Below are 23,731 nucleotides of genomic sequence, written 5' to 3'. Positions count from 1 at the left end.
TCTGGATCGGCGCAAAGCAAAAACCATAGACCGATCAGGGTCATTAAGACAGCCCACAGCCGGGAAAGATCGATTTACTCATGGCGAATCAATTTTTCGCGTAGGTTCGCGGCGTGCTCGGCTTGCAGTTCGAGCCAATAAACGGCACTGCCAGCGATCTGTGCGGCGGCCGGAATGCCGTCGCGAAACACCAGCCGATTGCCGCTGACGGCCGGTACCTTGCTGCCAGGCAATAACGTGCCGACCAGATTGAGCGGGTCGCTGGCACTGATGGCGATGAGGCTGCCATCCAGCGGTCGCTTGCGCACTTCGCGCAGCAGCGGGATCGCTTCGGGCAGGGCAAATTGCTCTCCGGCCAGGCCACTGACAAAGCGCCCGCCGCGTATTTCACCGCGCGCTTCCAGGCGATGGAAGGTGCGCAGCAGCTCACGCCAGCTCGGCAGCCAGTCCGCCTCGCGCTCCAACAGACGCCAGAACACCACCCCATAACGGCGCAGCAGTGTGTGGGCGATGTGTTCAAGGACTTCGCTGTGGTCGTCTTCAGGACTGTTTCGGCGCAGCAGGGCCCAGCGTCCTGCGTCATCCATGCCACCGATAAAAGCGCCTCGGCCACGCCGATTACTGCGGGCCTGGCGTTTGCTGGCGGGGGTGATCAGGGCGCGCAGGCCGGCAAAGCTGTCGGCATTGACCCAGCCTGCGGCCACCAGCTCCTGCAGGGCGTTTTCAAGCTCGGTGCGCAGCAGATGGGCCTCACTCATCAGTTCGTCGAAAAACATCGCACCGTGCAGGTGTAAGGCGGACAGCACATTCTGTGCCCGTTGCGACAACTCGCTGCTGTCGGCCATCGCCGTCAGGCTTTGCCATAGGTTCAGGCGAGCGCGTGGCAGCAATACGATTGGCGTGCTGCGTAAAGTGGCGACGCCGCCTTTGCCTGCGCCTGCCAGGCGTGCCCAGACGGTCTTGCCACTGCGACACGCCTCGTCCAGCCAGGTCATGGCGTAATCCTTCAGGCGACAGGGCAATAGATCACTTTCCCAGGCAGAGGCGGGTGCCGAGAAGCCTTCGAACAGGGCCAGCACTTCAAGCAGGGCGGCCTGCCCCTGCACGCGAGTGTTAGTGGCAAGGTGTTGCCAATCGAACAAAAAGCGCATGAAGTCTTGCAGTGACACCGGCTCGATTTCGCGTCGCAACCGCTTGACCGTGTAGCGGTGAATACGCGCCAGCAAGTGGCGCTCACACCATTGAGAGGCCGCTTGGGTCGGGTCGAAATGGCCGCGCAGCACATAGCCATCCGCCTCCAGTTGTAGCAATGCTTGCTCAATGTCGGCCTCTGGCAGACCCAAGGGCTCGGCGATTTGTTGCAAGGTTTGCGGCCCGAAGCCGCCCAGGCGCGCACGCAAGACTTCCACCAGCGCAACGTCGGTGTCGAGGGGCGTGTCGAAACCTGGCAGCGCTAGCAGCGCAGGTTGCATCCCTTGGCCGGGAAATAGCGCTTGTGCCCAGTTCAGGCGCTCCACCGCGAGCCACAGGTTGTTGACGCGTGTGGCCCGGCCAACATCGGCCAGGTGTTGCAGCCAGGAATTCCAGTGTGAATGGCAGTTCGCTTCCGATTCGCTGATCAGCGCCAACGACACCAGCGCCTCCTGCATTTCGTCCAGGCTGGCGGGTGCTGGCCAGGCCTCAGTGGCCACGGCAGCAATCGCCTCGACATCCAGTGCACCCAGATCGTCGCTCGACTGCGGCTCACTCCAGCGTCGGTTGATCACTGCCTGGGTGCGACGCTCCTCCAGCGGGGCATCATCCAGAAACGCATAGGGGCGGGCGTTCAAGATCGCCGCCGCCAAGGGCGAGGGTGCCGGCAAGTCACGACTGATCAGCCGAACTTCGCCCTGCTCCATACGCCGTAACAACTGCAACCAACCTTCGGTGTCGAGTGCGTCGTGCAGGCAGTCGTCCAGGGTTTGCGCCACCAGCGGATGCTCGGGAATCTCGCGCTCGCCAGCCAGGTTTTCAAGGCAGGCGATTTGGTCCGGGAAGATGCTGGCGATCAGGTCTTCGCTTTTCATCCGCTGGATCTGCGGGGCGACCTTGCGACCGCCGCTGTAGCGCGGTAATGCCAAGGCAATCCCGGCGTTCCAGCGCCAACGCACGCCGAACAGAGGCGCTTCGATCACGGCCTGGATCAGAATGTGCTCGGCCGTGGCCGAATGCAGGTAGCGCCAGACGTCGTCCAGTTCGAAGCTGTGGGTGATCGACAACGACAAGACAATGGCATCTTCGCTGGCCGCGGCCTGCAGCTCGAAATTGAAGGTACGGCAAAAGCGTTTTCGCAAGGCCAGGCCCCAGGCGCGGTTCAGACGGCTGCCAAAGGGCGAGTGGATAATCAGTTGGGTGCCACCTGACTCATCGAAGAAGCGCTCCATGATCAGTGTGTCTTGCGAAGGGAGGGCGCCGAGGGCCTGGCGGGTGCGGGCCAGGTAGTCCACCAGCTGCTCTGCGCTGTTGGCATCCAGGCCCAATTGCTCGACCAAGGCGTCGATGACCGGCTGGGGCTGGTTGTCGCTCAAGTCCAGCCACTGGTCGATGTGCGCCTGCAGGCGGGCCACGGCGACCGACAGCTCGTCGCTGCGCCCCGGTGCCTCGCCCAGCCAGAAAGGGATATTCGGCGGTTGCCCCTGGGCATCCTCGACCCGTACCCGGCCGGTTTCGACCCGAATGATGCGATAGGACACATTACCCAGTTGGAACACATCGCCCGCGATGCTTTCCACGGCGAAGTCTTCATTGACGCTGCCAATGTTCAAGCCCTGAGGCTCTAGGATCACGCTGTAGTCAGCGTTGTCGGGGATCGTCCCGCCGCTGGTCACCGCCGTTAGCTGGCTACCACGTCGCCCACGCAGGGTATGGCTGACGTGGTCGCGGTGCAGGTAGGCGCTGCGCACGCCCTGGCGGCCGTTATAGCCCTCGGCGAGCATACGCAGCAGGTCTTCATAGTGTTTCGGCTCGAGATCGGCATAGGGCGAAGCCTTGCGGATCAACTCGAACAGCGCTTGCTCAGGCCACGGTTGGCAGCTGACTTCGGCAACGATCTGCTGGCCCAGGACATCCAGCGGCGCCCGGGGAATGTGGAGGGTATCCAGCTCGCCGCGGCGCACGCTGTCGAGCAAGGCTGCGCACTCGATCAGATCGTCGCGCGAAGTGGCGAACAGCCGCCCCTTGGGCGTGCCGCCGACCTGGTGGCCGCTGCGACCGACGCGCTGCAGGAAAGCGGCAATCGAGCGGGGCGATCCGATCTGGCACACCAGCTCGACTTCGCCGATATCAATCCCAAGCTCCAGCGAGGCGGTGGCCACCAATACTTGCAGTTCCCCACGCTTGAGGCGCTGTTCGGCTTCAAGCCGTTGTTCGCGCGCCAGGCTGCCGTGATGGGCGGCGACGGCCTCACGGCCCAGGCGTTCGCTCAAATGCCGCGCCAGGCGCTCGGCCAGGCGCCGCGTGTTGACGAACACCAGCGTGGTGCGATGTTCGCGGGCCAACTCCGCCAGGCGGTTATAGACCAGCTCCCAGACATCGTTGGCCATGACCGCCCCCAGCGGTACGGCGGGCACTTCGATACCCAGGTCACGCGGGCGGGCATGGCCGATATCGACAATGGCACAGGGCCGTTGATGCCCCACCAGCAGTCTGGCCACGGCCTCGACCGGGCGTTGCGTGGCCGACAACCCAATGCGCCGCAAGGGCTGGCGGCACAAACCCTGCAGGCGCTCCAGGCTCAAGGCCAGGTGGCTGCCGCGCTTGCTGGCGGCAATGGCATGGATTTCGTCGACGATCACGGTGTGCGCCGTGCCCAGCATGCTGCGACCGGACTGGGAGCCGAGTAGCACATACAGCGATTCAGGGGTCGTGACGAGAATATGGGGGGCATATTTGCGCATGGCCGCGCGTTCTTTCTGGGGCGTGTCGCCCGTTCGCACGGCGGTGCGGATCTTCACCGGCGGCAGATGCAGGGCTTCAAGTTGCTCGGTGATGCCTGCCAGCGGCTGTTGCAGGTTGATCTGGATATCGTTGGACAGCGCCTTGAGCGGCGACACGTACACCACCATCGTCTGGTCAGGCAACTCGCCGCCCAGCTCCACGCCTTGGTGCACCAGTTCATCGAGCACGGCAAGAAAAGCCGTCAGGGTCTTGCCTGAACCGGTCGGTGCTGCCACCAGCGTCGATTGCCCTGCCTGAATCAGCGGCCACGCCCCCGCCTGCGCCGGGGTGACCGCCGCAAAGTGTCGGCTGAACCAGGCCTGCACGGCCGGGTGAAAGGTGTCCAGGTTCATGGCCTCGATCTCCTGCACGCTTAGCCAAGCCTAACTGCTAATTGTCAGCCGAGCTTGTGCATGTGATTCTTTGCCGCCTTTTCCGACAGTGACTTTTTCGATGAACAAGACGATTCGTATCGCTGCCGCTCTGTTGCTCGACGCTCAGGGCCAAACCCTGCTGGTGCGCAAGCGTGGTACCCAAGCCTTCATGCAGCCGGGCGGCAAAATCGAAGCCCATGAGCAGCCGGTTGCGGCACTGGCGCGCGAACTGGAGGAAGAGCTGGGGTTGAAGGTCGATATCGAGGCCGCCCAGTATGTGGGGCAGTTTTGCGCACCGGCCGCCAACGAGCCAGGGTTTGAGGTGGTCGCCGAACTGTTCCAACTGACGATCAGCCAAGCGGTAACGCCTGCCGCTGAAATCGAGGAAGCGGTTTGGGTCGATCCTCTGGCTGACAGCCATTTGGTGCTGGCGCCTTTGACTCGGGATCTGATTTTGCCGCTTTACCGTCAATCCCTGGCCACTATTGCCTAACCCGTGTAGGAGCCGGCTTTAGCCGCGATGGCCATAGGTATCTACACATCTTTTGGTGTACTGCATTTCGTAGCAGTGGACGAGTAGAACGAGGCCACGTCCGGCTGCGCAGCAGTCGTAAAACCTGGCACTTCAGTATTCAGATACACCGCGAGTACAGGCTTTGCGAGGACTACGTCCCCGGACCTGGCCTCGCTGAACTCGTCTACTGCTACGAATGTAGCCGCTGACGAGGTACGAGGCTGCGATCGGCAGCGAAGCGGCCGTAAAACCTGAGACCGTAATCCATCAGGCACACCGAAGGGCCTGAATTTACGACGGCTTCGCCGCCGATCGCAGCCTCGTACCTCGGCAGCGGCTACAAGAGCCGCGCTGCCCCAGAATTGTGTAGATACCTATGCCGCGATGGCCACACCGCGGTTTGCCTGACGCACCCCGGTGTGGCCATCGCGGCTAAAGCCAGCTCCTACCGCACCGCACTGACCCCATCCAGGGTTGAAAACGACGTGTCCTTGGCCGTCAGCAGAAAATCGCGCATATAGGGCGCATCGAGCATATCGGTGCGCACCGCGGCGTACAGCGTTGCAAACAAGCCTTTTTCACCCAGCCGGCGAGCCTTGACGTAGCCGCGTGAACTGTATTCATGCAACGCCCAATGAGGCATGCCACACACGCCGCGCCCGCTCGCTACCAATTGCATCATCATCACTGTGAGCTCGGACGTTCGAACCTGCGCGGGTTCGATATCGGCAGGCTCCAGAAACCGGGTGAAGATGTCCAGGCGGTCGCGCTCCACCGGGTAGGTGATCAGCGTTTCGCTGGCCAGATCCTGCGGCACGATATAGGGCTTGGTGGCCAGGGCGTGCTGGTTAGCCACCGCCAGCATGGCTTCGTAGGTGAACAGCGGCACATAAGTGATGCCTGCCAGGTCTATCGGGTCGGAGGTCACCACCAAGTCCAGGTCGCCGCGGGCCAAGGCGGGCAGGGGTGCAAACGCGAAGCCTGAAGCGAGGTCCAGTTCCACTTCCGGCCAGGCATCGCGGAACTGGTCAATGGTCGGCATCAGCCACTGGAAACAGCTGTGGCATTCGATGGCCATGTGCAGGCGCCCGGCTGTCCCGCCCGCCAGGCGGCCGATATCGCGTTCGGCGCCGCGCAGCAAGGGTAATGTGGCATCGGCCAGTTGCAGCAGGCGCAGGCCGGCACTGGTGAAGCGCACGGGCTTGGTCTTGCGGGCGAACAGCTGCATCCCCAAGCGCTCTTCCAGCTCTTTGAACTGATGGGACAAAGCCGATTGAGTCAGGTGCAGGCGTTCGGCGGCTTCGACCAGGCTGTCGGCTTCGCGCAGGGCGTGCAGGGTTTTCAGGTGGCGGATTTCGAGCACGGAGGGCACCATGAGTAAACTTTGATAACAACAAGAACTTGTTGAGTTTGTCTCATGTTTAGCGGGAAGTCGACCGCCGCACACGCATCGTAGGAGCAGAGCTTGTCGGGGCGCCGAACCGTCGCGATGGCCTCACCGCGGTGGTCCGGCATTCCGGTACAGCCGGCTCCTTGGTGCATCAGTTGAACAGGGGCTCAAAGTGCTTTCGAGCCAGTGGCAGGCTTAAGTCACCACGCCAGATAGGAGTAGCATTGGGCCCCTGGGCTTGTTGCCAGCGTAATCCCAGACGGCGTTGGTCAGGACGCTTGACGTGGGCTTTGACGAAGTCGGCGAACGGCGGCGCCGCTTTTTTGTAGTGAAAGTGGACATACCATTGCGGTGCATTGGAGAGACGATTGAACGCTTCGAACTCCTGCAGGAAGTCGCCGCTCTCGAGTGCCTGCAAAGGCCCCAGCTTCTTCAACGCCAACACCTGTTCATCCAGCAGATAGTCCAGATAGCCAGCAGTGGGTGTATCGCTGGCCAGGGACTGGTCGATCCGCATCTGACGCCCCTCCCTGATCAATGACAAGGCGGCCTGGTCCAGTTGTTCCGATAGTGCGCTCTGCTGCCCGGCGGGTAAGTCTGTACGAATTCGGCTGGCCCGGCTGCGAAGTTCCGCGGCTTCGCCCAGCATGATGTCCTCCAGGTCCGCTGGCCGCATTTTCTGCTGGCTGTATTGCATTACGCGTGTCTTGAACTGCGGCAGTTGCGCCAATCGCCTGCTGGCTTCGTTGCTCAGTTGCGTGAGATCAGTTTCAACCTCGAACCTAGGGGCCGCGGTATCGATCTCGCGACGGAACATGTTGTTGGCCGTCTTGATGTAGCGTTCGGTGCGTCCATTAATGCCTTCGATTTCCATGATGTCTGGACGGTTGTCTGCAGGTTCCCCAATCAATACTTGATTGTCGTCGGTTTCAAAAACGCGTTTTTTCGATGGGCCACCTCCGGGAACGCGAGGGGTGGCGGGTTTGGTCAACTGAGTGTGTGCCCGAGCTTGTATTCGATCTAGCGCCGCCAGCAAGCGATCGAGCATGTCGTTGTCAAACATCTCGGGGTAGCCTGCGGACCAACCTTTGAGTTTTGTCTTGAACTCCCCATAGGCGTCGATGCACTGGTGCAGCAGTTTTTGCCGTTGAGCTTTGGCAGAGCTGATATCCAAGAGACCATGCTGAGACTTCAATAGCCGATCGATGTTATCCCGGGCATGGGTGAAGTGTTGGCGTAAATAGCTCCAGGCCACACTCCCTACCTGCGTATCGTTGAAAATCAACTCCATTATTTGAGTGGTTTTCAAATAGTCGGCACGTTCAGGCGTGAACAATTCGCTGGCTTCGTCATAGGAGGATCGAATGGTCGGGCGTTGGTCTGGATGGATATGTTCAAACCATTTTTTTGCGTTCTCAACCTTTTTCTCGACGTTCTCAAGTTCACTCAAGACGGCTGCGCGATGACGTCGGACCTGGCGGATGGTGGCCAGGCTCTGCTGATGAAACTGTCCAAGACTCAGTTCACCGCGCCTGAACGCTGCATTGGCATCACTGGCGGTTTCCCAAAGGGCCTGGATTTCATCCAGCTTTTCAGCCGCCCGCATGCGAGCGAAATGTGAACGCAACACCAAACGTTCGGTCATCACCATGGCGACGCGGCTGCGCTGCTCTTCAATTCTGATTTTATTGCGCCTGGATAATTGCTTGAGGTAATCACCCAGCGTATCGAACATGCCTCTGGCTAACTTCAGGTCCTGCTTGCAAGCGGCATCGGCAATCGCAGCTGAGTTTTCATCAATGTGCTCGTTATATACCCTGAGTTTATTGTCGGTGTTGTCGATTTGGTTCTTGAACGTTGCCCAGTCGGTGTCGGCCTTACTCTGAACCCGTAGGTGCTGACGATAGATTGGGTCCGTCCACCAGCGCGGTAGACGCTCGCGCAACACCGCAGGAAAATATGGGTCGGCCTGGTCCAGAACGCGCCCCACTGCATTGCCGCCTCCCTTAAGACTGATATTGGAGAACGTTCCATAGAGCCTGCCGTGTGTTTGCCAAGTCCCCGACCCGTCCAAGGCGATAGGCGTCCGATAGGACCGCCTCGGAGGAGGCACCAGACGCCATGTGACAGCGTCGGCATCCCAGGAAACCTGATACACCCTGCTATCCCGCAAAATGAAGTCTCCATCGGAATGCTGATAAATTCCCAAATAACGGCCGTGGGTGCCGGGTTGCAACCCCTGCAGCGAAACATCTACGGCATACCCCTTGAATGGAGCGTCGGCATGTTTTCTCGCCGCACGGCTCAACCGATGCAAGTGTTGGCCGCGGGTGTATGCGCCTTTCAACCGGCTGATTCGATGCAGTTTGGCAAGGTGAGTCAAACCAGTGGGCAAAGCCGGGAGCACGTCGATAAACCCGGTCACCAAAGACAAAAAGGCCGATTCGATTTCATCCATGGCATGTTTGAAATCACCTCGCAAAAAAGCCGCGGTTGCTTGGTGGATTGACACTGCAATATCCGCAACAGCAATGACGCTGCCAACCACAGGTAAAACGCTGAAGGCCATTTTCAAGTAGTTGAACACACGCCCATGCGCCAAGAGGGCCAGCTCTGTTTTGAGGTCTGCGTTGGAACGAGCCGTATCCCGGTGGGCACTGATCAGCCGCCCCAGTTCGGCGTGGAGCAGGTTCTGCGCCAACGAGGTGGTGGCTGGCCATGCATCGCCGTTGCCTATGAAGCTTCGAAAGCCGCTGGCCAGGGCCAGATTAATGCGGCTGGCGTGCTCAATGGGGTTGCCGCTCAAGGCGCGCCCAGCCAGGTATTGCGCAAATGTGTTGTCCAGGCACAGGTTCGCCAGGCCTTCGCGCGCGTCCGCGAGGCTGGGGTATTGACGTACATTTCTGTGATCGGGTGCATCTGGCACATAGAGCAGCGTCTGATGGCTGTCCCGATCATGGATAAAGGTCACACCAAGTAATGTGGGGCCTCGGTTGTCCTGATCGGGATCAAACAACTTCAAGTACACCGGTAGCAACTCGATATCGCGGCCAAAGCGTGTCCAATCCTCTTTTTTACATGCAGTCGTGGCGATCTCGAGTATTTCTTCTGCATTGCTATTGATCTGGCCTTGTTTGAAAGCGACAAACCGGTGCAGGTCCAGTGCTTTTTCAAAGGGTTTGCGTAGCGTCTGCTGGCGCTGTTGGGAGTCGTCCCAAGTTTCACCTTCGGCCCGCTTGTACACGCCTCGCAGCTTGTTCTCGTACTGCTGTGCCAGGTCCAAAGACTTGGCAGCTTCTCGAAGCCATTGGCGGTCGATACCCTCAATCAGGCGGTGTGCATCCGGCACATCAGACGGTTCGACGATGATATTCAGATAATGCAATCGTAAGACCATCGGCGGGTCGATGTTTCGCATCAACAACGATTCAAGGCTCACTTTTTCGCGCTGGGTGGAAGGCTTGTGAGCTTGCCGCACAGGCGTGCCGGGTGCCGCACCCTCTATAAATTCTTTCACCGTATCGACCTTTTCAGGAAGGTCGATGAAGATCTCGCAAGGCTCGTCGAGCTTGAACGCTTCGGTCAGGTAGTTCTGTACCTGCGTGGCGGCAAAATCGTCACGTGCAGGCAGCTCGCGCTCCACAAGGGCTTGCGCGTCTTTTGTCGCTTGACGAAAACCCTCGATATGGTTCTTCAGCGTTTCGCGATCATGTTGCTCTAGCGTCTCTACCCAAGTGGAGCGGTTGAGGCCCAGGATCACGGTGCGGTGTTGTTCTTGTACCCGAGCCATCGCCAAGTCCCGGGCCGCCATGGCGGGGATGGCAATGGATTCGGTGACCGTCAGGATCAGTTGCTCAAGTGCTTCTTTGCGCGATTCGAGCGTTGTGTAGGCCGAATCGTTTTCGATCAGTGTGGCCTGTAATTGTCCTTGCACCATTTGATAGTACAAGCCTGTGTGGAAGAGGTTGTCTTGCTCGACTTGCACAGCCAGCATGCGGTCATCCCCGGCTTCGAGCAGTTGCTCAAGTCTTTCCGTCAGCGCGGCTTTGTCCTTGAACGCAATGAGGTCGCCTGACCGTCCTGGCCAATAGAGCAACCATTGGGCTTGGCTGCTCTGCGCCGAAGCAGGGGCCAGGATGACGACACCTTCAAGTTTGTGTCTCTGGCGACCTTGCTCCAGCCATAGGCTCGCCAAGGTGTACGCCTTGGGCACTGTCCGATTGTCATTGAGGGCATCGACGCATTCGCTGAGCATTCTCCAGGTGGAAGCATCCAGTTGCCCCATTTGTTGTTGGAGATCCCCTTCGAGTCGAACGCTCTGCAGGCGTGCCTTGAGTAAATCCTTATAGGGTTGGGCGAAGGCATCAATGCCCCTTTTCAGGCGATAGACGCGTAGTAATTTTGCAGCCGTGTCGTCGAAATTCGCCTGTTGTTGTTCCAGCTCATCAAATGTTTTATGAAAATTAAGGTACTTGGCGTCGGTGCGCGGATCGAACGTTTCGCCGAGCATGGCCTGGATCTGTGCTACTTGCGCGTCGATATCTGCCAGGGGCACGGCAGTGGTGCCGAAGTCTTGTTGGTGCTTGCGTAGGTCAAGGGGGAGCTCGAAGAGTGTTTGGGGCACGGGTTTCAATGGCATCGATGACATGAGTGAACATTCTCTGCGGCGTGATGGAGGCCACATTGGATGTGTTCCCATGTTTGAGCGGGGGCTACATATGTAAAGCATCTACCGCTCAGCGACCTTCATCAAACTGTCATGGTTTTGTGGCAGCGCGCTGGCATGAAGTTCATCAGAATCGCGTCTGACTGGGGATTTTCGTTTTGGTGTTTTTTTCATGCGGGTATTTGTCTTTTGGGTCGCACTGCTGTGCGGCCTTCCTTCATTTGCAGCTTCGCGTTGCAGTGTCGACGTGCCGACCGAGCGGGCCGAACTGACTCAGGTGAACCTTGCGTATCAGAGCATTGGTCGAGACTCGGACCCGGCCTTGTTACTGGTGATGGGTCTTGGCGGGCAATTGATCCACTGGCCCGATGAGGTGGTGGTCGCACTGTGTCAGCAGGGCTTTCGGGTGATTCGCTATGACAACCGTGATGTCGGTTTGTCGACTTGGGCCCAGGCCCCGGCGGATGCCAATCTCACTTTTGAGGTGCTGCGCTACAAGCTCGGATTGCCGGTTTCAGCTCCCTACACCTTGATCGATATGGCCGAAGATGCCCTTGGCCTGATGGACGCCTTGCAGGTCGAGCAATTCCATGTGCTGGGCGCCAGCATGGGGGGAATGATTGCCCAGCACATGGCCTCCATGGCGCCGCAGCGGGTCGAAAGCCTGACGTTGATCATGTCCAGCTCAGGGGCGGCCGGTTTGCCTGCGCCCAATGCGGCGTTGCTGCAGTTGTTGGCCAAGCGCGGTGCTTCCAATCGTGAAGTGGCGCTGGAGCAGCAAGCTGACTTGCTGGCTGCCCTGGGCAGCCCAGAGGAGGTGGACGACCGCCAGGTGCTGTTGCATCAGGCCGCCTTGTCTTACGATCGCGCCTTCAACCCAGAGGGGGTGAAGCGCCAGATCCTGGCGATACTGGCCGAGCCTAGCCGGGTTGAATTGCTCAATCGACTGCGGGTGCCGACCCTGGTGGTACACGGCACGGCCGATCCGTTGCTGCCGGTGATGCATGGGGTGCATCTGGCGGCGCACATCCAAGGCAGTGAGCTGCGGTTGATTCCGGGGCTTGCACATCGATTTCAAGAGCGTTTCAAGGCACCTTTGCTGGCGGCAGTCTTGCCGTATCTCAAAGCCCACCGCCAGGATGTCAGCCACTGGGCGCAACTCTGATCCTGTCCGGGTAGCCGCTTAGCCCAGGCCGTACTTCTTGACCTTGTCGAACAGAGTGGTCTTGGCCATGCTCAGCTCCTGGCTGGCCTGGCTCAGGTTGCCGCCGGTGCGTTGCAGTGCGTCGCTGAGCAGGTTGCGTTCGAATGCTTCGACGGCTTCGGCAAAGCCCAGGCTCTGTGCCTGGCTCGCGCCCCCTGCTTTCTTGAAGGCAGGCAGGCCCAGTGCATAGCGCTCGGCAACATTACGCAGTTCGCGCACGTTGCCTGGCCAGTCGTGGGCCATCAGGCGTGAAAGGGTCTGGCTGTCCAGCTCGGGGATTTCCCGGTCGAAACGCAAGGAGGCTTGTTCAAGGAAGTGTTCGAACAGCTGGGGGATGTCTTCACGCCGTTCACGCAGCGCAGGCAGTTCCAGGGTCACCACGTTCAGGCGGTAATACAGGTCGCTGCGAAATTGGCTGGCCTGGCTCAGTGCGTTCAGGTCTGATTTGGTGGCAGCGATGATCCGGCAATCCACCGCGATACTCTGGTTGGAGCCGAGGCGTTCCAGGGTGCGCTCCTGCAACACCCGCAAAAGCTTGATCTGCAGGTTGATCGGCATGCTTTCGACTTCGTCAAGAAACAGCGTGCCGCCGTTGGCGTGTTCGATCTTGCCGATGCGGCGTTTGCCGGCGCCGGTAAAAGCGTTGGCTTCGTGCCCGAAAATCTCACTTTCAAACAGGTTTTCTGGCAGCCCCCCGCAGTTGAGCGCCACGAAGGGTTGGCCCTGACGGCGGCTGAAGTCATGCAGGCAGCGGGCAACCAGTTCCTTGCCGGTGCCGGTTTCGCCTTCGATCAGCACATTGGCGGACGTATCGGCGACGTTGCTGATCAGTTCGCGCAAATCTTGAATGGCCGTGGAATGGCCGATGATCCGGCCTTCCAGCGAACTACGCTCAGCCAGTTGCCGGCGCAGAGAAAACACTTCCCGCGCCAGGCTGCGCTGTTCCAGGGCGCGGCGTACGACTTCAACCAGGCGCTCGGGAGAGAAAGGTTTCTCCATGAAGTCATAGGCACCGTTGCGCATGGCGCCAACGGCCATATTGATATCGCCGTGGCCGGTGATCAGCACCACGGGCAGGCTGCGGTCGCGGGCTTTCAGGCGGGTTAATAGCTCCAGCCCGTCCATGCCCGGCAAGCGGATATCGCTGACGACAATGCCGGCGAAATCGTCGCCAATGCGTTCCAGGGCTTCTTCGGCGCTGCCGACGCCTTCACAGGCGATATCTTCCAGCGCCAGCGCCTGCTGGCAGCCGAGCAATACATGCGGATCGTCTTCAACGATCAGGACGGTAAGAGGCGAGGGATTCATAGCGGCTCGGCTGGCAAGGTGGGGGCGGTGAGCAGCGGCAGGCTCAGGGTAAACGCGGTGCCGCCTTCTGAAGGGTGTTCAACGCTGAGCGAGCCACCGGCGGCCGCCGCGAGGCTGGCAGAAAGGGTCAGGCCCAGGCCCAGGCCCTGTTCTCCAGGCTTGGTGGTAAAAAAAGGTTCAAACAGGTGCTTGCGCGCTTCGCTGTCGATGCCGTGGCCATTATCGCGTACTCGCAGGCGATATTTGTCGCCGCTGGTCTCGCCTTCCAGCCAGAGCTCGGCCTTGGGTTGCGCCTGCATCGCGTCCAGGGCGTTACCGATCAGGTTGACCAGGATTTGCTCGAGGCGCGTCTGGTCGATCCTGACGGCTATATCACTGAAGTCGCGGTGCAATTGCAGATGGCTGGTGTCCATGCGCGGGGCGAGCACTTGCAGGGTGGCGTCGACGGCCTTGGCCAACGAGGCCTCGCCGCGATCGTCGCCCCGGCGGGCGAATGAGCGCAGGCTGGCCGTGATTCGGCCCATGCGGTCGATCAGATCGTTCATGGTTCGAAGGTTGGCGCTGGCGGTATCCAGTGCGCCGCGCTCAAGAAAACGCACGGTGTTGCCCGACAGGGTGCGCAGGGCTGCCAGCGGCTGGTTCAACTCATGGGCAATGCTGGTAGACATCTGCCCGATAGCTGCCAGCTTGCCGGCCTGGACCAGTTCATCCTGGGCCCGGCGCAGGGTTTCTTCAGCATGGCGCCGCTCGCGGATCTGGCCCTTGAGGCGTTCGTTGCTGGCGCGCAAGTCCGCGGTGCGTTCGGTAATCCGGCGTTCAAGCTGGCTGTTGGCTTCCTCTAGCGCTTCGCGGGCAGCCAGGCGGGTGGCGATGACTTTGCGTCGTTCGTTCCATGCAATCAGCAAAATCGCCAGCAGAGCGAAGGCAACGCCGGCCAGTACTCCCTGGATAATTGATTCGCGACGCAAATCCTGAAGCGGGGTGAGTAGCGTAAAGTGCCACGGTGTGTCACTGAGTTGGCGTGTCTGGGCCAGATACGACACTTCGTGCTTATCGGCACCCAGTTCGGCGTTGCCGGGAAAGGTGAGCTTTTCGACACCCTCACTGAGTTTTTCCCGGGCCAGCGGTTGCAGTTCGTTGAGCGGCCACCAGTAATACTGCAGGCTGCGCGCCAGGCGTTCCTTGGTTTCAGGTGTCAGCGGGCGCACCGACTTGAGTCGTCGGGCGGGGTCGCTGGACAAAATAATGATGCCGTTTTCGTCGCTGACAAAGGCCTCCAGGCGAGCGCGCTGCCAGCGCTCCTCCATGGCTTCCAGGCGTACCTTGATCACCGCAACGCCAATGATCTTGCCATGTTCTTCAAGGCCATGGGCCAGGTAATAACCGGGCTCGCCCGTGGTGCTGCCGATGCCATAGAACCGGCCCGGTTGGCCGCGCACCGCATCCTGGAAGTAGGCACGGAAGGAGAGATCTTCCCCCAGGTAGCTGTCGGCATCACGCCAGTTGCTGGTGGCCTGGACTCTGCCTGTGGTATCGAGCACATAGATGGCCCGGCTGCGGCTGCGTCGGTTCAAGCCTTCGAGGTATTCGTTGACGATTTGACGGTGTTCGCCATCGGCGCCGGTCAGCAGCGAAGACACGCTGTCTTCCAGCTCCAACAGGCTGGGCAGGTAGGTGTACTTGTTGATTTCGCTCTCGACCGCACGGGCATGCAGCTCCAGCTGCCGCTCGCCGTTTTCACTCAGCGCCCGAATGCCATTGCGTTCACTGACCAGATAGCCGGCGTAACCCAGGCCAATCATCAACAAGATAATTAGCGGGGGCAGGAACAGGTGGCGAATCAGACGGGGTTTCACGGCTAATGCAGGCTTGGATGCGCGATAAAGAGAAGGGTCGCATTTCATCACAGTCGCCTTGGAACGACCAGTTGCCCGTGCCCATCTTTTGCTGGGCACGGGCAAGCGGGCTTAGTGCTGCAGGATTTTGTTCAAGAAGTGCTGGGCACGATCAGAGCGGGCGCTGACGTCGCCGAAGAACTCTTCTTTCTCGCAGTCCTCGACGATTTTTCCCTGGTCCATGAAGATCACCCGGTTGGCGACCTTGCGGGCGAAGCCCATTTCGTGGGTCACACACATCATGGTCATGCCTTCGTGGGCCAGTTGCACCATCACGTCGAGCACTTCGTTGACCATTTCCGGGTCCAGCGCGGAGGTGGGTTCGTCGAACAGCATGACGATGGGGTCCATCGACAGTGCGCGGGCAATGGCCACGCGTTGTTGCTGGCCACCGGAAAGCTGCCCTGGATGTTTGTGCGCGTGAGCGCTCAGGCCCACCCGCTCAAGCAGTTGCAGCCCTTTCTTGGTGGCTTCTTCCTTGCTGCGACCCAATACCTTGATCTGCGCGATGGTCAGGTTTTCGGTAATGGTCAGGTGCGGGAACAGCTCGAAGTGCTGGAACACCATGCCCACGCGAGAGCGCAATTTGGGCAGATTGGTCTTCGGGTCGGCAATAGAGGTGCCGTCGACGATCACGTCGCCCTTCTGGAAGGGTTCCAAGGCATTGACGCACTTGATCAGGGTCGATTTGCCCGAGCCTGACGGCCCGCAGACCACCACCACTTCACCTTTTTTGACTTCGGTGGTGCAGTCGGTCAGCACCTGGAAGTCTCCGTACCACTTGTTGACGTTCTTGATAGAAATCATACGGCTAACCTTTTATGCAGGCGCTTGACCAAGAGGGAGGCGCAGAAGCTGATGGCGAAGTAGACGACACCGGCAAAAATCAGGAACTCGTTGGAGCGTCCGATGATGTCGCCGCTGGCGCGGGCCGAGTTCAGGAAGTCCACGAGGCCCACGGTGTAGACCAGCGAGGTGTCCTGAAACAGGATGATGCTCTGCTGCAGCAGCAGCGGAGTCATCTTGCGAAAGGCCTGGGGCAGGATGATCAGGCGCATCGTCTGGCTGTAGTTCATGCCCAGTGCCTGGGCGGCGCCCATCTGGCCCTTGGAGATCGATTGCACACCGGCGCGGACGATTTCGCAGAAATACGCCGCCTCGAACATCATGAACGCCACCAGGCACGAGGTAAATGCCCCGACCGGGGTGTCTTCACCGGTGATCCAGCGCAGCACGAACGGCACCGCCAGGTAGAACCAGGTGATCACCAGCAGCAGCGGGATGGAGCGAAAGTAGTTCACGTAGGTGCCGGCGATGTTGGCCAGCAGCTTGCTTGACGACAGCCGCATCAGTGCCAGGATAGTGCCCAGCACGATACCGCCGATAACCCCCAGTACCATGAGCTGAAGGGTCATGATCATGCCGTTCCACAGGCCTGGGATGGCTGGGATGATTCCACTGAAGTCCATTATTTACCCCCCACGGAGATAAGGCCCGGCACGGCGACTTTCTTCTCGATCATGCGCATCAGCAACATCAGGCCCATGTTCAGGGTGAAGTAGATAAGGGTCGCCAACGTGAAGGCTTCGAACAGGTTGGCGGAAAACTCGGCCGTCTGTTTGGTCTGGGCCAGTAGCTCCATCAGGCCGATCAGCGACGCTACCGAAGAGTTCTTGAACACGTTCAGGAATTCGGAGGTGAGTGGCGGAATGATGATCCGGTAGGCTTGCGGCAGCAGTACGTTCCAGTAGACCTGCGGCAGTCTGAAGCCCATGGCGCGAGCGGCCGACTCCTGGCCACGGGGCAGCGCCTGGATGCCGGTGCGCACTTGCTCGCACACGCGGGCTGCGGTGAACAGGCCCAGGCAGACCACCACGCTCAGAAATGCCGAGGTGGTCGGGTTGAGGTCCTGCTTGTACCATTCTTGCAGGTTCTCGGGCAGCAGGTCGGGTACCAGGAAGTACCAGATAAACAGCTGCACCAGCAGCGGTACGTTACGAAAGACTTCCACATACACGGTAGCAATGCCGGATACCCAGCGGTTCGGAACCGTGCGCATCACGCCGAGCACCGAGCCCAGCAACAAGGCAATGATCCAGGCGGCGATGGCGATGCCGATGGTCCACCCCAGCCCGGTGATGTACCAGTCCAGATAGGTCTCGTTGCCCACGCCCGTGGACTTCAAGAACACGCCCCAGTCCCAGTTGTAATTCATCAGGGTCTCCCCTCAGATTCGTTTGATTTACGGGCACCTTCTAGCCCTCGAGAGCGCGCGGCACTCTCGAGAGAAAGGTTAGTCTGAAGTCAGGACTTTTTTTCAGCAGCAGGTTTGTCGGTGGGGGTGGCAATGAGTGCCTTGAGCTCGGCGCTCATCGGGAACATCAGGTTCAGGCCTTTAGGCGGGATAGGGGACTGGAACCATTTGTTGTAGATCGTGTTGATCTCGCCCGATTTGTAGGTGGCGACAATGGCGTCGTCGACCGCTTTCTTGAACGGCGCATCACCCTTGCGGACCATGCAACCGTAGATCTCATAGGACTGAGGTGTACCGGTCACGGCCCAGGCCTGTGGCTGCTTGGCCTTGGCCATTTCACCGGCGAGCAAGGCGTCATCCATCATGAAGGCCACGGCGCGGCCGGTTTCGAGCATCTGGAAGGATTCGCCATGGTCCTTGGCCGAGATGACGTTCATTTTCATCTGCTTGTCTGCATTCATCGACTTGAGAATGCGCTCGGACGTGGTGCCCGCGGTGGTCACGACGTTTTTGCCGGCCAGATCAGCGAAGTCCTTGTAGGGCGAGTCTTTCTTGGCCAGCAGACGGGTGCCGATCTCGAAGATGCCGACTGAAAAGTCTACTTGCTGTTGGCGTTCGGCGTTGTTGGTGGTCGAGCCGCATTCCAGGTCGACGGTGCCGTTTTGCACCAGCGGGATACGGGTCTGGGAGGTGACCAGGTTGTACTTGACCTTCAGGTCCGGCATGCCCAGGTCCTTTTTCAGGGCCTCGACAACTTTCAGCTGGATGTCGTGGGAATAGCCGACCGGTTTGCCCGAGCCATCAGCGATGTAGGAAAACGGGATGGAAGCGTCACGGTGCCCCAGGGTAATGGTGCCGGACTCTTTGATCTTCTTGAGGGTGCCAGTCAGTTCGGCGGCGAAAACCGGAGTAGAAATCAGAGCGGCAGCAATGGCTGCGCCCAACAGATGGGGAACGATGCGCATCAAATTGTCCTCGACCTTTGTTTTTTTTATTGAGCCTCAGAGTGGCCCTTTCGTTCAGCGAATGCGCCAGGTAATCGAATTGCGCATTCGTAGGAGAGTGTAGAGCATGACTCGTGCCACTCAGGTGAAAAGTAGTCAACTTGTTGATTATTAAAGAATATTTAATTTTTAAGAATAATTTATGAATCGTTTTTGTCCGGATTGCCGAATGACTCAAAACACCATGTTCGGAAAACCGAATGTGTAGGAGCCGGGTTTACCGGAGTGCCGGACCACTGCGATGAATGCGCCGCGGTTTGCCTGATGTACCGCGGCGTGGTCATCGCAGTGGTCCGGCACTCCGGCAAGGCTGGCTCCTACAGGTACCGCGGTGCGTTCATCGCAGCCAAGCAGGCTGTGTGAAAACTCCGACAAAAGTCGACCCACTCAAAAAACGACCTCCTGTAATCGCGTACACGCGACGATCGACTAGTCGGGAGGGGGTCAAGTACCCCCTAAATCAACCAAATTTTGAGTTTTCACACAGCCTGCAAGGCTGGCTCCTACAGGCACCGCAGTTGCGCAGATCAGGCTGCCTGGGTCTTCGCCTTGTTGGCGTGGAACTGATCGAGGTAATCGCGCAGGCATTGCTGTTCCACCGGCGTGGTGAGCAGGCCCAGTTTGGTTCGCCGCCAGAGGATGTCTTCAGCCGTGACTGCCCACTCTTCAGAGCAGAGATAGTCAACTTCGCGAGTGTAAAGCCCGGCACCGATCAATGGGCCCAAGTCTTCCGGCCCTTGCACACCCTCAAGCAGGCGCCAGCTGCGACTGCCGTAGGTCAGCGCCCAGCGCTTGGCCACTTCGCCAGGCAGCCAGCCACAGCGTGCCAGCAAGGCGTCGCTCAAGGCCGACGGTGTGCTCATGTCCTCGCCACCGGGTAATGGCGCGTTGGCCGTCCAGCTGCCTTTGAGGTTCGGGAAGAAGGGCGCCAACTGCGACATGGCAGATTCCGCCAATTTGCGATAGGTCGTCAGCTTGCCCCCGAACACCGACAACAAGGGCGCTTCGCCGGCGACTACAGACAGCGACAGGGTGTAGTCACGAGTGATGGCCGAAGGGTTGTCGGACTCGTCGTTGCACAGAGGCCGTACTCCCGCATAGGTGTGGAGGATGTCACCGTGGCCCATCTGCTTTTTGAAGTGTGCATTGACGACATTGAGCAAGTAGTCGGTTTCTGCTTCGCTGATCGCAACTTTCGCGGGGTCGCCTTGGTATTCACGGTCGGTGGTGCCGATCAGGGTAAACCGCTCAAGGTAGGGGATTGCGAAAACGATACGCTGATCTTCGTTTTGCAGAATGTAGGCGTGGTCACCGTCATAGAGTTTCGGCACGATCAGGTGGCTGCCCTGAATCAAGCGAATGCCATAGGGGGAGTCAAGTTTCAGGTCGTCGCGGATGAAGGTGGCGACCCAGGGACCCGCAGCGTTCACCAGGGCTTTGGCACGAATCGAGTACAGGCTGCCGTCGGTGCGCTCCAGGTGAACATGCCAGAGGCCTTTGATCCGCCGAGCATTGACGCAGCGAGTCAGGGTATGAATGTGCGCGCCTTGTTCTCGCGCCGCCATGGCATTAAGCACGACTAGACGGGCGTCGTCGACGGCACAATCTGAGTATTCGAAACCGCGCACGATAGTGGACTTGAGCGGGCTGTTGGCATCGAAACGCACATTGCGCGAAGCGGCCAGTTTTTCGCGCTTGCCCAGGTGGTCATAAAGAAACAGGCCGGCGCGGATTATCCAGGCCGGGCGCAGGTGAGGGCGGTGTGGCAGCACGAAACGTATGGGCTTGACGATATGCGGCGCCTTGGCCAGCAAGACTTCACGCTCAGCCAGTGCTTCGCGCACCAAACGAAACTCGTAATGCTCCAGATAGCGCAGGCCGCCGTGGATCAGCTTGCTGCTGGCCGATGAGGTGTGGCTGGCCAAGTCGTCCTTTTCGCAAAGGAACACCGACAGGCCGCGCCCAGCCGCATCTGCTGCAATCCCAACGCCATTGATGCCGCCGCCGATAACGGCCAGGTCATAGACTTCAGCCAGGGGTGGGATCGTTGAATGGGGCATTGGATGGCCTCTCGCGATGCACTATCGAAAACTAAAACCGAACATTAATGTTCACTTTCGAAAATTTTAGCGCAATGATGGAGGTCTTTCCAGTTATGGTTGATTGAAAGTGTTGCTGATCAGGAAGGTAAATGTAAATAATCGAACATGTTTTGCAGCCATGTAGGAGCGGCGGGGGCGCCTAGCCTTTAGCCGCGATGAATGCACCGCGGTTTGCCTGATGCACCGCGGTGTGCTCATCGCAGCATAGGTATCTACACAATTCTGGGGCAGCGCGGCTCTTGTAGCCGCTGCCGAGGTACGAGGCTGCGATCGGCGGCGAAGCCGTCGTAAATTCAGGCCCTTCGGTGTGCCTGATGGATTACGGTCTCAGGTTTTACGGCCGCTTCGCTGCCGATCGCAGCCTCGTACCTCGTCAGCGGCTACATTCGTAGCAGTAGACGAGTTCAGCGAGGCCAGGTCCGGGGACGTAGTCCTCGCAAAGCCTGTACTCGCGGTGTATCTGAATACTGAAGTGCCAGGTTTTACGACTGCTGCGCAGCCGGACGTGGCCTCGTTCTACTCGTCCACTGCTACGAAATGCAGTACACCAAAAGATGTGTAGATACCTATGCCGCGATGAACGCACCGCGGTGCATCAGGCACACCGCGGTGCGTTCATCGCAGCCAAGCAGACCGTGTGAAAACCCGCGGCCATCGATTCAAGCAAGCGCCCCGACCTGTTCGGGGTGTTTGCTTGAATCGAAAATATGGACGAAAAAAGACCTTTCAGTCCATTAGCGCCATCATTTGGCGTACCCCGAGCACGTTAATTGCTCTTTTAAGGTTGTAAGCGGTTATCGCAAGCGCCATTTCCGCTCGCGCACCCTCAAGTTGTCGCAACAAGAAACGGCCATTACCAAATAGCCATTGTTTGAGGTTGCCAAAAGGGTGTTCAACAATCGATCTTCGGCTGACCATCATCTCGGGATGCGCCTGCATTCGCTGCGCCATTCGCTCAAAAGCATCTTCGTGAGCATGGCGCGAGAGGTATCGACGCCTAGCGTCGGTGCATTGCCCTTTTAACGCGCACGATGTGCAATCGCTGACGGCCTTATAGACCCGGCCATCGTTGTGCAACTGTTTAAATATCAGCAATTGACCCGCAGGACACGTGTAGTGGTCTTGCTCTTGGTCGTAAGTAAAAGCGCTTCGCTCAAAAAAATCCTGACCCTTTTTGCTGGAGTTTTTTGAGCGGCTGGGCGGGACATAAGCGGTGATGCTCGCGTCTTCACACGCCTGGAATTGCTTGCCATTGGAGTAACCACCATCGGCAGTCACCGTTAGCTCAGGCTGTTGCAACAGCTCTTTGGCTTCCTTGGCCATCGGCTCTAATTGGCGCCTGTCCTCGCCATCCTGAGTCACTTCATGGTGCAAGATCAGGCAGTGCTCGGCGTCCACCGCCGTTTGCACGTTGTAAGCAACCTGCGAGCCCTTGGCAGTGCGCATCATGCGGGCATCACTTTCGTGGGTGTTGAACTGTTCTAGCCCCTTGGACTTCAGCAACGCTTGGCGAGCCCGGTTGTTTGATTGCTTGTCTTCAAGTCGAGCCAGCGCTGTTTTGATAGCGCTGGGGTCAATTGTTTCGCTGTCTTCAGACTTATCGGCCTCATCCAGCTGTGCCAGATACTCGCCAATGCGCTTGTCCAGCTTTTCTTCCTGCAGTTTGAGTTGCTTGAGGCTTAAATGACGCCGTGCAGAGGCTACCGCCTGGAATTTACTGCCATCAATGGCCACCAAATTACCCGCAATCAAGCCGGCCTTGCGGCAAAACTGGACAAAGGCTCGACACGTTTTAACGAAGGCTGCTTTGTTGTCGCGGCGAAAATCGGCAATGGTCTTGAAGTCAGGCTTGAGTCGATTGATCAGCCACATAACTTCGACGTTACGCTGGCACTCGGCTTCAAGCCGGCGTGAGGATCTAATCCGGTAGAAATAACCGTAGAAGTACAGTTTGAGCTGATCAGCAGGATCGTAGGAAGGGCGACCTGTGCTCTTGGGAATCGCTTTACCGAAGCCCAGTTGCACTAGATCCAGCCTGGCGACATAGGCGTCAATCACGCGCACGAGATGATCTTCAGGTATCAGATCTTCCAGGGAAGTCGGAAAGAGACTGGTCTGGTGCCGCGCTTCGCCTTGAATGTACGCCACTGAAAAATGCCCCGTGTTTTCAATACGAGGCATTTTCTTGAATCGCTGCGAAAATTGCTAGGTTTTCACACAGTCTGCAAGGCTGGCTCCTACACGACCTCGAGGCGGATTTTGTGTTGGGTCAACAGCTGTGTCAGTGCCGGCACCGGCGCTTGATCGGTCACCAGACAATCGATCAGGCTGATCGGCCCCAGGCGTACCATGGCATTGCGTCCGAATTTGCTTGAATCAGCGGCCAGAATGACTTGCCGGGCATTGGCGATGATCGCTTGGGATACTCGGACCTCTTGGTAGTCGAAATCCAGCAGGCTGCCGTCCTCATCGATACCACTGATGCCCACCAGCGCGAAATCAACTTTGAATTGATTGATGAAATCGACACTGGCCTGGCCCACCACGCCTCCATCACGACGAACATTACCGCCCGCCAGTTGCACCTCGAAATCATCCTTGCCGCTGAGGATCGATGCCACATGCAGGTTATTGGTGATGATTTTCAGGTGATTGTGATTGAGCAGGGCGCGGGCGATGGATTCGGTGGTCGTCCCGATATTGATAAACAGCGAGGCATGATCAGGGATCATCCCGGCAATGGCTTCGGCGATACGTTGTTTCTCATCGCGCATCTGATCGGCACGCATGGTGTACGCCGTGTTCTCGATGCTCGAGTCATAGGCGGCGCCGCCGTGATAGCGACGCAGCAGGTTCAGTTCGGCCAGCTGATTGATATCGCGGCGAATAGTCTGTGGGGTCACCACGAACAGCTGGGCCATTTCTTCGATGCTGACATAGCCGCGCTCACGGACCAGATCGAGAATTTGCTGCTGACGAGGAGGCAGGTTCATGGGCTTTCCTTAGGCTGCCGTGCAAAATTCGCCCATGATGCCGCATGACTCC

The 23,731-nt window shown here is 58.8% G+C and carries 14 protein-coding genes; 2 read left to right on the top strand and 12 right to left on the bottom strand.

All coding sequences use genetic code 11. The annotated features are described in order from the left end of the window. Positions 1-74 precede the first annotated feature (74 nt). On the bottom strand, positions 75-4,328 hold the full coding sequence (locus AC3IX4_RS23260) for a DEAD/DEAH box helicase (protein WP_489257703.1): 4,254 nt from the start codon (positions 4,326-4,328) through the stop codon (positions 75-77). 100 nt (positions 4,329-4,428) lie between these two features. Here AC3IX4_RS23260 and AC3IX4_RS23255 point away from each other — a divergent pair, with 100 nt between their 5' ends. After that, positions 4,429-4,842, top strand: a complete 414-nt coding sequence (locus tag AC3IX4_RS23255; protein ID WP_489257702.1) for an NUDIX hydrolase — start codon at positions 4,429-4,431, stop codon at positions 4,840-4,842. A gap of 466 nt (positions 4,843-5,308) precedes the next feature. Here the strand turns inward: AC3IX4_RS23255 and metR are convergent, their stop codons facing one another. Together metR and AC3IX4_RS23245 are read right to left on the bottom strand one after the other, a co-directional pair. After that, entirely contained in the window at positions 5,309-6,226 is a 918-nt protein-coding gene (metR, locus tag AC3IX4_RS23250; RefSeq protein WP_489257701.1) for a transcriptional regulator MetR, read from the bottom strand. A gap of 178 nt (positions 6,227-6,404) precedes the next feature. After that, positions 6,405-10,952 carry a dermonecrotic toxin domain-containing protein gene (locus AC3IX4_RS23245; RefSeq protein ID WP_489257700.1) on the bottom strand — a complete coding sequence of 1,516 codons (4,548 nt, stop codon included), beginning with the start codon at positions 10,950-10,952 and terminating at the stop codon, positions 6,405-6,407. 139 nt (positions 10,953-11,091) lie between these two features. Here AC3IX4_RS23245 and AC3IX4_RS23240 point away from each other — a divergent pair, with 139 nt between their 5' ends. Continuing rightward, positions 11,092-12,084, top strand: coding sequence for an alpha/beta fold hydrolase (locus AC3IX4_RS23240; protein WP_489257699.1), 993 nt, complete (start codon positions 11,092-11,094; stop codon positions 12,082-12,084). 18 nt (positions 12,085-12,102) lie between these two features. Here AC3IX4_RS23240 and aauR read toward each other — a convergent pair whose 3' ends face one another. The 9 genes from aauR to AC3IX4_RS23195 all read right to left on the bottom strand — a co-directional run bounded on the left by aauR (position 12,103) and on the right by AC3IX4_RS23195 (position 23,679). Then, complete coding sequence (gene aauR / locus AC3IX4_RS23235) at positions 12,103-13,431, bottom strand: two-component response regulator AauR (protein WP_489257698.1); 1,329 nt, start codon at positions 13,429-13,431, stop codon at positions 12,103-12,105. Further along, positions 13,428-15,335, bottom strand: coding sequence for a two-component sensor histidine kinase AauS (aauS, locus tag AC3IX4_RS23230; RefSeq protein WP_489257697.1), 1,908 nt, complete (start codon positions 15,333-15,335; stop codon positions 13,428-13,430). Before aauS ends, aauR begins: the two co-directional genes overlap by 4 nt. A gap of 63 nt (positions 15,336-15,398) precedes the next feature. Then, on the bottom strand, positions 15,399-16,133 hold the full coding sequence (locus AC3IX4_RS23225; protein ID WP_489257696.1) for an amino acid ABC transporter ATP-binding protein: 735 nt from the start codon (positions 16,131-16,133) through the stop codon (positions 15,399-15,401). Next, positions 16,130-16,798, bottom strand: coding sequence for an amino acid ABC transporter permease (locus AC3IX4_RS23220; RefSeq protein ID WP_489261344.1), 669 nt, complete (start codon positions 16,796-16,798; stop codon positions 16,130-16,132). Before AC3IX4_RS23220 ends, AC3IX4_RS23225 begins: the two co-directional genes overlap by 4 nt. Continuing rightward, positions 16,795-17,541: an amino acid ABC transporter permease gene (locus AC3IX4_RS23215; protein WP_489257695.1), complete on the bottom strand. Its 747-nt coding sequence runs from the start codon at positions 17,539-17,541 to the stop codon at positions 16,795-16,797. The genes AC3IX4_RS23220 and AC3IX4_RS23215 overlap by 4 nt, the downstream gene beginning before the upstream one ends. Before the next feature lie 89 nt (positions 17,542-17,630). After that, entirely contained in the window at positions 17,631-18,545 is a 915-nt protein-coding gene (locus AC3IX4_RS23210; RefSeq protein WP_489257694.1) for a glutamate/aspartate ABC transporter substrate-binding protein, read from the bottom strand. 566 nt (positions 18,546-19,111) lie between these two features. Then, entirely contained in the window at positions 19,112-20,644 is a 1,533-nt protein-coding gene (gene glpD / locus AC3IX4_RS23205; RefSeq protein WP_489257693.1) for a glycerol-3-phosphate dehydrogenase, read from the bottom strand. Between the two features lie 768 nt (positions 20,645-21,412). Beyond that, positions 21,413-22,834 (bottom strand): IS1182 family transposase, encoded by a 1,422-nt coding sequence (locus tag AC3IX4_RS23200; protein WP_489261247.1) that lies wholly within the window; start codon positions 22,832-22,834, stop codon positions 21,413-21,415. An 89-nt stretch (positions 22,835-22,923) separates the two neighbouring features. Then, positions 22,924-23,679 carry a DeoR family transcriptional regulator gene (locus AC3IX4_RS23195; RefSeq protein ID WP_489257692.1) on the bottom strand — a complete coding sequence of 252 codons (756 nt, stop codon included), beginning with the start codon at positions 23,677-23,679 and terminating at the stop codon, positions 22,924-22,926. Positions 23,680-23,731: the final 52 nt, after the last annotated feature.

This window comes from Pseudomonas sp. KH_021 (genome assembly GCF_057838865.1).
The sequence above is the reverse complement of the archived record's forward strand: the minus strand, read 5'-3'. Positions and strand labels throughout refer to the sequence as shown.

Coding starts and splice junctions, on each gene's coding strand:
- aauR (WP_489257698.1), bottom strand. CDS start 13,431: ATGAATCCCTCGCCTCTTACCGTCCTGATCGTTGAAGACGATCCGCAT.
- AC3IX4_RS23225 (WP_489257696.1), bottom strand. CDS start 16,133: ATGATTTCTATCAAGAACGTCAACAAGTGGTACGGAGACTTCCAGGTG.
- AC3IX4_RS23260 (WP_489257703.1), bottom strand. CDS start 4,328: ATGAACCTGGACACCTTTCACCCGGCCGTGCAGGCCTGGTTCAGCCGA.
- AC3IX4_RS23210 (WP_489257694.1), bottom strand. CDS start 18,545: ATGCGCATCGTTCCCCATCTGTTGGGCGCAGCCATTGCTGCCGCTCTG.
- AC3IX4_RS23245 (WP_489257700.1), bottom strand. CDS start 10,952: ATGGGAACACATCCAATGTGGCCTCCATCACGCCGCAGAGAATGTTCA.
- aauS (WP_489257697.1), bottom strand. CDS start 15,335: ATGAAATGCGACCCTTCTCTTTATCGCGCATCCAAGCCTGCATTAGCC.
- glpD (WP_489257693.1), bottom strand. CDS start 20,644: ATGCCCCATTCAACGATCCCACCCCTGGCTGAAGTCTATGACCTGGCC.
- AC3IX4_RS23195 (WP_489257692.1), bottom strand. CDS start 23,679: ATGAACCTGCCTCCTCGTCAGCAGCAAATTCTCGATCTGGTCCGTGAG.
- AC3IX4_RS23215 (WP_489257695.1), bottom strand. CDS start 17,541: ATGAATTACAACTGGGACTGGGGCGTGTTCTTGAAGTCCACGGGCGTG.
- AC3IX4_RS23255 (WP_489257702.1), top strand. CDS start 4,429: ATGAACAAGACGATTCGTATCGCTGCCGCTCTGTTGCTCGACGCTCAG.
- AC3IX4_RS23240 (WP_489257699.1), top strand. CDS start 11,092: ATGCGGGTATTTGTCTTTTGGGTCGCACTGCTGTGCGGCCTTCCTTCA.